Genomic DNA, 13163 nt, shown 5'->3' on the forward strand with positions numbered 1-13163 from the left:
CCAGCCAGCTATTCTTCAGCCGACTCTGCTTCCTCCTGATTTAAATGGATAAGAATGGTATTGGCAACAGGCTCAGGGATCCCTAATTTAGTCAGATCCTGAAGACCAGCACTTTTAATCTCAGGTACAGACTTAAAATGCCTCAACAGTAATCGGCGACGTTTTTGGCCGACTCCTGGAATTTTATCTAATTCAGACTGAATCGCCCCTTTTCCTCTAAGCTGACGATGGAACGAAATAGCGAACCGGTGGACTTCATCCTGAATCCTCTGAACAAGATAAAATTCTTGGGAATTACGATCAAGATTCATAATAACCGGTGGTTCTCCATAGAGGAGTTCACTGGTTTTATGTTTATCGTCTTTCGCCAGACCACATAAAGGAATATCGAGTCCAAGTTCATTCTCAAGCACATCCATAGCAGCTGACATTTGACCTTTCCCACCGTCCACCACGATTAAGTCCGGTAGAGGTAATTCCTCTTTAAGTACTCGTTTATACCTTCTTCGAATTACTTCCCTCATCGTGTCATAATCATCCGGTCCACTTACATCACGTACTTTATACTTTCGGTATTCCTTCTTATTTGGTTTCCCGTCAATAAATACTACCATAGCAGATACTGGGTCTGCCCCCTGTATATTCGAGTTATCAAACGCCTCAATACGATGTGGAGTTTCGATGTTCATGTGCTCCCCTAATGCCTCTACAGCCTTAATGGTACGCTCTTCATCTCTTTCGATAAGTGCGAACTTTTCCTCTAAAGCAATACTTGCATTTTTCATAGCAAGTTCGACTAGCTCTTTTTTACGCCCTCTCATAGGGATGTGAACCTTGGTTTCAAGCACCCCTTCAAGAACTTCTGTGCTGGTAGCCACAGGTACAAGTACTTGCTTCGGATAAGGATGATTCTGATGGAGATAGAACCTGCCAATATAACTGAGGAACGTTTCCTCTGGATCATCAAAGAATGGAAACAAAGCAACATCTCGTTCGATCAATTTACCTCTTCGTACAAAGAATACCTGCACGCACATCCAGCCTTTGTCGTATGAATATCCAAAAATGTCTCTATCTACTTGATCATTCATCGTCATTTTCTGCTGTTCCATAACCGACTCGATATGATCAATTTGATCACGAAGTTCCTTAGCTCGCTCAAAATCAAGAGATTCTGAAGCTTCATACATTCGCTTTTTAAGATCCTTTTTAATATCCGCATGGCCGCCGCTCAAAAATGAGGTAATGTTCTGTACAATTTCCTGATTTGTTTCCTTAGATACAGGATATTCGCAAGGGCCTAGACACTGATGCATGTGATAATATAAACAAACACGGTCAGGCATCGTGTTACATTTTCTAAGGGGATATAAACGATCCAGCAATTTTTTTGTTTCCCTGGCAGCAATTACGTTCGGGTAGGGTCCAAAATATTTACCATTATCTTTTTTTACATTTCGGGTCACGATCAGACGGGGGTGCCGTTCTGCAGTAATTTTTAAATAAGGATAAGTTTTATCATCTTTCAATAAAACATTATATTTAGGATCATATTTTTTTATCAAATTCATTTCAAGAATTAGCGCTTCTATCTCAGATGTCGTAACAATATATTCAAAGTCTACAATTTCTCTCACTAGACGCTGGGTTTTTCCATCATGAGCTCCAGTAAAATAGGAACGCACGCGATTTTTTAAAACTTTAGATTTACCTACGTAAATAATCGTTCCATTTTTATCTTTCATGAGGTAGCAGCCCGGCTGGTCTGGTAACACAGCCAGCTTTTCTTTAATTGTTGAATTCATAGGATTTCACTCCATATATTAGAAATCTATATTAAACGTATCATACGTAGGAAATATTATACAAAAATAAACCGTTACAATGTGTTTTCTTCCTTAGAAGAGTGCATTTGAATTCCCTTCCTATAAAAAGAACCGCGCTGCTATGCAACGCGGTTCTTATCAACAATTTTCCTTACGCGTGTTTTGAGATGAGTTCAGCCAACTGTTCTTTTGGCTGGAAGCCGATGACCTGGTCTACGACTTTGCCGTCTTTAAAGAGCAATAATGTCGGAATACTCATAACTCCATACTTACCAGCTGTTTCCTGGTTCTCATCTACATCAAGTTTAACAATTTTCACTTGATCGTTCATTTCTTCATCCAGTTCTTCAAGAACCGGTGCGATCATTTTGCAAGGTCCGCACCATGGAGCCCAGAAATCTGCTAATACTAAACCTTCATTTGTTTCGTTAGTGAAATTTTGATCTGTTGCTTTTACAATTGCCATTCTCTATTCCTCCTCGAACTTTTATTCTGTTTAGAGTATATCACTATCTATTTTTAGTGACTAACAATTTGTTTATACCCTATTTAAACATGGAACGAAAGCCGAAGCCAACTAATTGGCTTCGGCTCTTTAAATTTTATGCATTGACTTTCATTTGTTTCACTTCCTCAATAAGCTTTGGTACTACATCAAATAAATCCCCTACTATCCCATAATCTGCTACATTAAAGATATTTGCTTCAGGGTCTTTATTAATTGCAACAATTACTTTAGAGTTCGACATACCTGCCAAGTGCTGAATAGCTCCAGAAATCCCGCAGGCAATATATAAGTCCGGAGTAACTACTTTACCAGTTTGACCAATCTGAAGTGAATAATCACAGTATCCTGCGTCACAAGCACCGCGCGATGCTCCTACTGTTCCATTAAGTGTATCTGCCAGCTCTTGTAAGGGTTCAAACCCTTCTGAACTCTTAACGCCGCGGCCGCCGGCCACGATAACTTTAGCTTCTGATAAATCCACACCTTCAGAAGATTTTTTGATGACATCTTTAATGATCGTTCGAATATTTGTTACCTCAACCTCTTTTTCCGTGACTTCCCCAGCCAGAGAATCATCACGGGTTAAGGCGGGGATATTATTTGGACGAATCGTCGCGAACACAAGTCCATCCGTAACTTCCTTCTTCTCAAATGCCTTACCTGAATAAATTGGGCGGGTAAATACAATATTTCCGTTCTCCACGACTACTTCTGTTGCGTCTGAAACTAGTCCAGATTCTAATCTGCTTGCAAGTTTTGGAGTAACATCTTTTCCAATGGCGGTGTGACCCATGATGATGCCTTCAGGCGATTCATCTTGAATTACCTGATAAATCGCTTGACCGTACCCATCAGATGTATACGTTTTCAATTCTTCGTTTGAAACGGTAATCACACGTGACGCTCCGTAGTACACCATTTCTTGTGCCATTGAATTCAAATCTCCTGCACCACAAAGCACCCCTACTACTTCTCCACCATCACTAACTATATTGCCTGCAGCAATCGCTTCAAAAGTCACATTACGCAGGGATCCTTCTCTAGCTTCCCCAATTACTAAAACTTTTTTACTCATAACGATTCTCCTTTCCCAGTCCTCTATTTACAGTACTTTAGCTTCGGTTTTAAGCAATGATACTAATTCTTTAACCTGATCAGCAGTTTCACCTTCCAAAACTTTACCTGCTTGCTTTTCAGGTGGAAGGAAAATTTCAGTTGTTTTCGTTTTAGGCTCCACATCGTCTTCCTCTAAATCTAAATCATCCAGTTCAAGCTCTTCTAATGGCTTTTTCTTCGCTTTCATAATACCCGGCAAGGATGGATAGCGCGGCTCATTCAAACCTTGCTGGCACGTAACAAGCAGCGGAAGCGAGGTTTCTACTTTCTCTACATCTCCCTCGACATCTCGGTCTATGGTAACAGTGGTTCCGTCAATTTCTATTTTTGTAATGGTCGTAACACAAGGCATATCAAGTCTTTCAGCCAATCGAGGCCCTACTTGCCCGCTTGCCTCATCAATAGCTACATTTCCCCCCAGGATAAGATCTACATCACGGTCAGAGAAGAAAGCTTCCAGGATTTTCACCGTAGTAAACTGATCTCCTTCCTCTAAATCGTCTTCTGTATTAATAAGAACGGCCTGATCAGCTCCCATGGCTAATGCTGTCCGTAATTGTTTCTCTGCATCCTCTTCACCAATTGTTACTACAGTAACCTCTCCTCCGTGTTCATCACGAATCTTAATTGCTTCTTCCACCGCATATTCATCATAAGGGTTGATAATATATTCTGCGCTATCATCCTCAATCTTTCCATTAGCTACCGTTATCTTTTCTTCTGTATCAAAGGTTCTTTTAAGTAAGACAAAAATGTTCATTTACATAACCTCCTGGACTATTTATCTTTAAATTCCGGTTTTCTTTTTTCTATAAAAGCTTGAATGCCTTCCTTGGCATCCTCATTGCCAAAAACTTCTCCAAATGCTGAAGCTTCCGCGTTTACGCCTTCACTAAACGTGGATGTATGAGCATAGGGGATCAAGTTCATCACCTGATTAATCGCCGGTCCGCTTTTAGAAGCAATCGTACGAGCCAGCTTTTCAGCTTGTTCAAATACTTCTTCACCCGGAAAACTTTGATTGGCCAAACCGAGTGAAGCAGCTTCACTTCCCGATATTGGAACGCCTGTTAATATCATCTCATATGCTTTAGGAGCTCCAACATATCTTGGCAGTCGCTGAGTTCCGGCAAACCCTGGTACAATCCCAAGGTTGATTTCAGGCAGACCAATCTTTGCGTCATCTGCCACATAACGTATATGGCATGCCATAGCAAGCTCCAGGCCTCCGCCCAGTGCAGCTCCATGAATCGCCGCTATAACCGGGATATGAAAGTTTTCTATTCTGTTGAACAGTTCCTGCCCTTTACTTGAAAGTCCTTCATAATCAGAGGCTCCTTGTAAAGAGGTAAATTCTTTAATGTCAGCTCCTGCTGAAAAAAACTTTCCTTCCCCTTTAAGTAAAATGGCTTTAATCGACTCATCTTGTTCAATCCGATCCATTTCTTCTGACAAATCCTGAAGAATAGTACTGGACAGAGCATTCGCTGGTGGACTCTGTATTGTAATTTCTGCTACTTGTTCTTTCACCTGTAATGTAAGAGTTGACAACCAAATTCCCTCCTTTAATTTTTGGAATGGGCTAATCCATGGATAAACAAACTATGGACTTCTTTTGCCTGGTCTACTATGTTATAGCGCTGTTCTTTCATAACCCAGTTCGTTACCGTCTCATCCATGGTTCCAAAAATCATTTGTCGGACAAGACGGCGATCCAGGTTATCACGGAACAGCCCTTCCTCTACCCCTTCTTGAACAATCTCATCAATGACATTTAAATACCCTTTTAAAACTTCATTGATTTGCTGTCTGAGTTCTGAATTAGATTGACGCAACTCTAACTGAGTTACTATCGCTAAATGATGATCTGCAGCGAGCTGCTCAAAATGAGTTTCAATCAATTTAAGAAGTTTTTCCTCAGCTGATTGTCTAGAAGTGGTTTCCTCCTGAATTCTCTCTATGAATTGGCCCATTTTCTCCTGGAATAGCGAAACAAGTATATCTTCCTTGTTTTTAAAATAAAGATAAATTGTACCATCCGCCACTCCCGCTTTCTTGGCGATTTTTGAAACTTGCGAAGAGTGGTATCCATTTTCAGCAATGACTTCTACCGCTGCATCAATTATTTGTTTGTATTTAGGTTTATTCTTTTTCACTACAATCTCCTGCCTATCTTTGTTGAAAATGAATGAATGGTCATTCATCTATTATATTACTATCCAGAAAAATATCTGTCAACTTTCATTTAACACTCTTTTAAATTTACTGAATGCTTTCTTTACCCTCTAATTTTCTCTTTTCTTCTTCCACCAGCGTACGTCTCAGAATTTTACCTACTGCCGTTTTTGGAAGTTCCCGACGGAATTCATAGATGCGGGGCACTTTGTAGGAGGCTATATTCTGACGGCAATACTCATCTAACTCTTCTTCGGTTATTTCGCTTCCCTGCTTTTTCACAATAAATGCTTTGACGGTTTCACCTCGATAAGGATCTGGAACACCAACGATAACTGCTTCCTGAATTTCTGAATGTTCATACAATACTTCTTCCACTTCACGAGGATAAATATTATACCCCCCCGCAATAATCATATCTTTTTTACGGTCTACTACATAAAAGTAACCTTCTTCATCCATACGTCCCATGTCTCCTGTACGAAACCAGCCATCTTCACTGAGAACTTGTGCTGTCTCCTCAGGCTTGTTCCAATAGCCTTTCATCACTTGGGGACCTTTGACTACAATTTCCCCAATTTCTCCGATTTCTGCTTCTTCGTCGGCTTCCATCCGGTATATTTTAGCATCAGTATCAGGCCAAGGAATTCCTACGCTTCCACTGACTCGCCGTCCCCATATTAAATTGGAATGAGTGGTGGGAGAAGTCTCTGTTAACCCGTACCCTTCTACAAGCTTCCCATTCGTTATTCTTTCAAAATTTTCCTGAACTTCTACAGGAAGAGGTGCTGAGCCGCTGATACATGCCTCAATTGAAGACAAATCATATTTCTCCAGATCCGGATGATTTAAAAGGGCAATATAAATCGTAGGGGCTCCTGGGAATAAAGTCGGCCGCTGCTTTTCAATCACCTTTAACACTTCTTCTGCGTCGAATTTAGGCATTAGGACCATCTTGTTTCCCATCATAACGGAAAGGTTCATAACGGATGTCATTCCGTACACATGAAAGAATGGAAGAATGGCGAGTACCACTTCCTTACCTTCTTCACATTTGTACAACCATCTTTTAGCCATTTGCGTATTTACTACAAGATTATAATGAGTCAGCATAACTCCTTTTGGAAAACCAGTAGTTCCACCGGTATATTGAAGAAGAGCTAAATCTTCTTTAGGATTCACCTTAACAGGCGTTACATTTCCGCTTGATGTTTTTAGTATATTCTTCCAAATATGAGTGTCACTCGATTGTTCCGGTTTTACTAATACCTGATATTGTCTCTTCTGTACAAATGGATACAGCCTGTTTTTTGGAAATGGTAAATAATCTTTAATTCCGGTAACAATAATATGTTCAAGCGGAGTGTTCGGCTTAACATTAGCTGCTTTTGGATAAAGAATATCCAGACAGATAATCATTTTGGTTCCAGAATCTTTCATTTGATACTCAAGCTCTCTCTCCATGTATAAGGGGTTGGTTTGGACCACAATCCCTCCTGCCATTAGGATAGCATAATATGCAATCACAGACTGTGGGCAGTTAGGAAGCATTATAGATACTCGGTCCCCTTTATTTAAACCTTTCTCTTGTAAATAGCTGGCAAGTAACCGTGATTCCTTATAAATCTGCTGATAGGTTAATTCCTTACCCATAAAATAAAGCGCTTTCTTTTCGCCGTATGCCTGTGCACTTGCTTCTAAATAATCATGCAGTGGCTTTTCGTCATATTCCAAAGTGGTAGGTACTTCTGGTGGATAATGTTCATGCCAGGGGCGTTGAAAAGTGTCCATATCGTATTGCCTCCCTTTAGTCTTATATATCCATTATAACGATTAATGAAAAAAAATTGAAATATAATTTTAAATTTTGAAAAAATTAACTGTAAATATTGGCCTATCATAACAATCATCTTATACGCCGTCTCATGGCTTTTTGCGTCTCTAGGTCATAGCTGGCTAAAGGATCTTCTCCCGAGTTACGCTTTAATAAAAAGCTCTATTATAGTTTATTGTTGATTTTTCACAAGAAGCTTATTACGCAATAGGGCCGGATTGTGGAAGACTCGATTTCGAGATAATTTGGGTTCGTTACGTTAAAAAGTATAGGATTGGTGAGAATAACGAACGCTTTTATAACAGAGAATGCTCTCCTTCTTAATCGGACCTAAATGCTTTTATGACAAGCTATTTCACATCGTTATAGCATGAAAATAGCCTCATGATCACATGCTTTTTTTCTCATCAACCCGTTAATGTCTTAAATGGTTTCGAGTTTCTGATTCGGCTAGGTCCGGAGGGGAACAGAGAGACTCCTGCGGGATAAACATGAGGTCGCTGAAAACTGAGAATTTATGAAAGGTAGACTCCAAAAAAGCGGCCTGGATGGATTTAGCTTTCCTCCAGCACGCTTTTCTTTTACTTTTTTAAGTTCCAGAATACCCCCTCTTTTTAGATAGATCTCCGTTGCTTCCACGATGAGCGTTCGGTGGTGACGCCTGCGGGAACAGCGCGAGCCGAAGATCCACTAGGTCAAGTGAACTTCTTGACCTAGTTAGCTGAGGCCGTGCCCGCGGCAAGCATCCACCGATAAGCGATTCGTGAGAAGCAACAACAAACTTTAACAACTCCCCTGGGTAGAAAGGAGTTTTTCACTCACCTCATCAACATGATCGGTGAGCCTCCGCAGAGCTTGCTCGAGGAAGTTCAGCACAAGGGGTGTTCGACTAAGATCGGCACTTCCTGTGGCAACGTCGAACGACCTTGCTTCGTGCAGGGCCGGAAAGCGAAATCGTCCCCGGAGTACCTTCCTCATAACGAATATCTCGAAATCAAGTCTTACAGTATCGGGATCTTTACCTTAATATCAACACGTAAGTTTAACAGATCCTATTGAAAAAGCCTTCTTCACGTGTGAAGAAGGCTTCCTTCTAATAAAGAATAAAAAATAAAATTCCAATCAGTAGAAAAACAGCTGCAACAACCATTAATACTTTTGCTAAGGTTTCCATGATGTCGCCCCTTAAATGATATTCGCTCCAATTACATACGAAAGACCTACCGAGATGATGAATGATATAAAACCAACGGCACGATTATCTGTTGCTATTTCTTCGTCAATTTTAAAGGAAGGCGTTAAGAATTCATAAATAAAATAGCCGGACAAAAGAAGAATAAATCCAAACAACCCCCACCCCATTGTCTCGAGAAGAGAATCATTATGTTCAATGGAAAAACGGAAAATATTAGCAATACCGAATATTTTACCTCCTGTAGCCATTGCTACAGCAAGGTTTCCATTTTTTATTTCTTTCCAGTTATTATAAGAAGTGACGATTTCAAAAATAGCCATAAAGACGACCAGACATAAGATGACAACACTGTAGCGCGCGGCTGTCTCAATTAACGTATATTCCCAAAAGTCTGTCATATCTTAACGCTCCCTTTATAATCTACTAGCTGAGTTCAAGTACGGTGACCCCGCTACCGCCTTCATTCATTCCACCGGCACGGTGATTGGTTATATTCCGGTGATTCTTCGCATAATTTTGTACCGCGGTTCTCAATGCTCCCGTCCCTTTTCCATGTATAATAGAGACGGTTGGGTAACCGGCAAGTAATGCGTCATCAATATATTTCTCAAGTCGATTGAGGGCGTCCTCGTATCGCTCACCCCGCAAATCAAGTTCCGTTTTTACATGGTACCCTTTCCCTTTAACCGTAGCCATCGGTTTTTCTTTATAAGGCTGCTCCGCCTTAATGAACTCCAAGTCTTTTCGTTTGGCTTTCACTTTCATTACACCTACTTGAACCTGGTATTCGTTTTTTCCAGTCTGTTCAACAATTGTCCCATTCTGGTTTAAAGTAAGAAGTTTTACTTCATCTCCTGATTTAAGTTCTTTCACTTCTTTTTGAGGTTCAGGTTTTGATTCTTTTTTCTTTTTAGCCAGTTCGGGTTGAGCCTCGTCAAACATCTTCCGTGCCTCAATCCATTCATGTTCTTTCATACCAGCCTGGGATTTCATATTTCTAATTTCCCCGACAATAGTTTCAGCTTCTTCACGTGCCTGACGAATAGCTTTCTCAGCTTTTTCTTCAGCTTTTTCATAAAGCTCCTCGCGTTTTTGCTCGAACTGATCCCATTTGTTCTTCAGTTCGTTACGCAGATCTTGCGCTTCCTGCAGTAAACGTTCCGCTTCTTCATAATCCTGTTCTGCTCCCCGCTTTGATTCTTCCAGTGAGGCGATCATATTCTCTACACTTTGAGAGTCGACGCCAATTTTCTCCTGAGCTGACGTGATTACGGATTCATGTAATCCAAGCTTACGCGAAATTTCAAAAGCATTACTACGCCCCGGCACACCTATTAATAACCGGTAGGTAGGCTTTAAAGTCTGGATATCAAATTCCACGGACGCATTGATTACACCTTCACGGTTATAACCATAAGCTTTTAATTCAGGATAGTGGGTCGTGGCGATTACACGAGCATTCCGGTTTACAACTTCATCCAGTATAGACATTGCAAGTGCGGCACCTTCCTGTGGATCGGTACCCGCTCCCAGCTCATCAAATAATACAAGGGTTTTGTCATCGACGTGCTTTAGAATATCTACAATATTAGTCATGTGAGAAGAGAAAGTAGATAAGCTCTGTTCGATGGATTGTTCATCACCAATATCAGCATAAACCTCTTCGAATACAGCCATTTCACAACCATCCAGAGCAGGAATCTGAAGACCGGACTGAGCCATCAGTGTACATAGGCCTACTAATTTCAGAGTGACGGTCTTCCCTCCGGTATTGGGGCCGGTAATAACGATAGAGGTATAGTCCTCTCCAATTTCTATATCATTGGGAACCACTTCCTCCTCATTAATTAATGGATGTCTGGCCTGAAGCATTTTAATACGTCCTTCATCGTTCATGGACGGCATAGAAGCTTTCATTTGCTTACCGAGCTTCGCACGGGCAAACATAAAATCAACGTGTCCTAAGCGGGTTACATTCTCATATAAAGCAGAATAATGATCCGCAATCTCCTCAGACAACTCTTTCAAAATCTTTTCAATCTCATGCTTTTCTTGAACCCGTGCTTCTTGAAGCTGATTATTCAAATCTACGACAGATTGGGGTTCTATGAAGAGTGTAGCTCCTGACGAAGACTGATCGTGCACAATACCGCCAATTGCTCCCCGGTATTCCTGTTTCACAGGCAGGACATACCGCTCATTTCTGATGGTTACAATGGCATCCGAAAGCATTTTAGTCTTGGATTTAGTAAATGAATCCATTTTATCACGTACGCGACTCTCATATGTACGGACTCTCGAACGAATGGTTCTCAGCTTGTCCGACGCTCCGTCCATAACATTTCCATGCTCGTCAATACAGCTGCGTATTGACTGTTCCAGTTCCTTGAGGGGCAAAATACCTGTCACTATTTCCCTGAGCTTAGGCATCTCAGGTTCTTCTGCCTCTTCGATAAACCGTTTCAGCTGACGTCCACCATAAATAGTGCTCGCCACATCCAGAGACTCTAGTGCACTTAATATACCACCAATAGTTGTTCTTTTTAGACTAGGTTTGATATCAAAAATACCGCCAAGCGGTACATGTCCTTTTAACCGAAGTACTTGAGCAGCTTCGTCTGTTTCCAACTGCCATTCTTTTACTTCCTCCAGTTTAGAGGAAGGTTTTAGTGCTGCTGCCTTTTCTTTACCAAGTGAGGAGGCTGCATGTTCACTTAATTGATCGATAATTTTTTTATATTCTAAGACATGAAGGATTCGCTGGTTCATGTAGATCTGTCTCCTTTATAACAACACTCAAATACCGAACTTATTCATAAGCTGCTTTTTGGTCCAAGTATTTACTACTGTTTCTTTCCTGAGCCATCCTTTTCGGGCTGCGCCAATTCCAACTTCCATATGTTCTAACATAGGGTAACTGTGAGCATCCGTATTTATAGCGATATTTACGCCTTCTTCTTGGGCTTTCATTAACCATTCCCAGTTTAAGTCCAGCCGGTTAGGGTTAGCGTTCAATTCCAGAATCGTTCCCGTGCGCTTCGCTCCGCGAATCAATTCCTCTACATTTACATCGTAGCCTTTTCGCCTTCCAATTAAGCGGCCTGTTGGATGGGCAATCATATCAACATGAGGATTCTCTAATGCTGTATTCAGTCTCTCCATAATTTTCTCTTCTGACTGGTTAAAACTGGAATGAATAGATGCGATAACAAAATCCATTTCTTCCAGAAACTCATTACTAAAATCCAAGGAGCCGTCCGGAAGAATGTCCATTTCAATACCCGCAAATATATGGAAATCCTCCATCGACTCGTTCACTTTGTTAATCTCTTCGCGCTGTTTGCGTAAGCGTTCTTCATTAAGACCATTAGCTACTCTCAAATACTTGGAGTGATCCGTGATAGCGATGAAATCATAGCCTTTATTTTTTGCCTGTGCAGCCATTTCCTTAATGGACTGAGCCCCGTCACTCCAAGTCGAGTGCATATGCAGATCACCGCGTATATCACTCAATTCAATCAGTTCTACCGGTTCTTTATACTTCTCTACTTCTCCATAATTCTCCCTGACTTCCGGGGGAATGTAATGAAGTCCGAAATGGTTAAAGAAATCTTCTTCCGTTTCAAAAGTCTGAACTTCACCTGTTTCCGCATTTTCGATGCCATATTCATTTATTTTTTCACCTTGCTGCTTCGCAAGCTGTCTCATTGAAACATTGTGGTCCTTAGAGCCCGTAAAATGGTGTAGAGTAGTTGCGAACTCCTCAGGGGCAACAATACGGAAATCTATTCCAATGTCATAGCCTTCATTAACAACAATGGAAACTTTTGTCTCCCCTGAAGCCACTACCTCTTTTATATCTGGATAGTTAAGAAGTTCATCTCTTGTATCTGCCGGATTTTCAGAGACCAGGATGAAATCAATATCCTTGATCGTCTCCCTCATGCGCCGAAGACTGCCAGCTCGTGAATAGCGTTTCACTGTTTTTGCATTCTGAAGAAAACCTTCTATTTTATCAGCGAGAGGCAGCATTAAAGCAATCGGGAGACGTTCTGGACGAGTATTTGCTTCTTCTAAAGCCTTCTTTATCTTCTCAGCAGACTTCTTCCCAAAGCCTTCCAATTCTTCTACCTTACCTTTTTCTACTGCTGTTTTTAACGTTTCTGCATCTATAATTCCTAACTCCTGATATAACTTCGCCAGCTTCTTTCCTCCAAGGCCTGGGAGGTCTAGCAATGGAACTAATCCTTCAGGAACTTCAGATTGTAACTGCTTTAATGTATCCGATTCGCCATTCTCAATAAATTCATGTATCACAGATGCTGTAGATTTTCCTATCCCCTTCATCTTAGTGAAGTCCTCTATTTCATTCAAAGAGTGATCATCGGCTTCCAAAGCTTGTGCGGCTTTACGATAGGCAGATATTTTAAAAGGGTTCTCCCCTTTCAACTCAAGATATACAGCAATCTTATCTAGTAACTTGATTACTTGCTTTTTATCAACAGCCAT

Annotated in this window: 10 protein-coding genes; all 10 read right to left on the reverse strand. The window is 40.9% G+C overall.

The window, feature by feature from the left end; translation table 11 throughout:
* Positions 1-8: 8 nt before the first annotated feature.
* Positions 9-1805, reverse strand: coding sequence for an excinuclease ABC subunit UvrC (uvrC, locus tag HBHAL_RS13285; protein ID WP_014643948.1), 1797 nt, complete (start codon positions 1803-1805; stop codon positions 9-11).
* Between the two features lie 172 nt (positions 1806-1977).
* Positions 1978-2292 (reverse strand): thioredoxin, encoded by a 315-nt coding sequence (gene trxA, locus HBHAL_RS13290; protein ID WP_014643949.1) that lies wholly within the window; start codon positions 2290-2292, stop codon positions 1978-1980.
* A 136-nt stretch (positions 2293-2428) separates the two neighbouring features.
* The gene (locus tag HBHAL_RS13295) at positions 2429-3409 is read right to left on the reverse strand and encodes an electron transfer flavoprotein subunit alpha/FixB family protein (protein ID WP_014643950.1); all 981 of its coding nucleotides are present in this window, start codon (positions 3407-3409) and stop codon (positions 2429-2431) included.
* A gap of 27 nt (positions 3410-3436) precedes the next feature.
* Entirely contained in the window at positions 3437-4210 is a 774-nt protein-coding gene (locus HBHAL_RS13300) for an electron transfer flavoprotein subunit beta/FixA family protein (RefSeq protein ID WP_014643951.1), read from the reverse strand.
* A gap of 17 nt (positions 4211-4227) precedes the next feature.
* Positions 4228-5001 (reverse strand): enoyl-CoA hydratase, encoded by a 774-nt coding sequence (locus tag HBHAL_RS13305; protein WP_014643952.1) that lies wholly within the window; start codon positions 4999-5001, stop codon positions 4228-4230.
* A gap of 14 nt (positions 5002-5015) precedes the next feature.
* A complete protein-coding gene (locus HBHAL_RS13310) occupies positions 5016-5606 on the reverse strand; it encodes a TetR/AcrR family transcriptional regulator (RefSeq protein ID WP_014643953.1) in 591 nt (196 codons plus the stop codon).
* A 106-nt stretch (positions 5607-5712) separates the two neighbouring features.
* Positions 5713-7416, reverse strand: coding sequence for a long-chain-fatty-acid--CoA ligase (locus tag HBHAL_RS13315; RefSeq protein ID WP_014643954.1), 1704 nt, complete (start codon positions 7414-7416; stop codon positions 5713-5715).
* Between the two features lie 1228 nt (positions 7417-8644).
* A complete protein-coding gene (locus HBHAL_RS13320; RefSeq protein ID WP_014643955.1) occupies positions 8645-9052 on the reverse strand; it encodes a DUF350 domain-containing protein in 408 nt (135 codons plus the stop codon).
* 25 nt (positions 9053-9077) lie between these two features.
* Complete coding sequence (locus tag HBHAL_RS13325; protein WP_014643956.1) at positions 9078-11423, reverse strand: endonuclease MutS2; 2346 nt, start codon at positions 11421-11423, stop codon at positions 9078-9080.
* Between the two features lie 27 nt (positions 11424-11450).
* Positions 11451-13163: a DNA polymerase/3'-5' exonuclease PolX gene (gene polX, locus HBHAL_RS13330; RefSeq protein ID WP_014643957.1), complete on the reverse strand. Its 1713-nt coding sequence runs from the start codon at positions 13161-13163 to the stop codon at positions 11451-11453.

The organism is Halobacillus halophilus DSM 2266 (assembly GCF_000284515.1).
Lineage (GTDB): Bacteria > Bacillota > Bacilli > Bacillales > Halobacillaceae > Halobacillus > Halobacillus halophilus.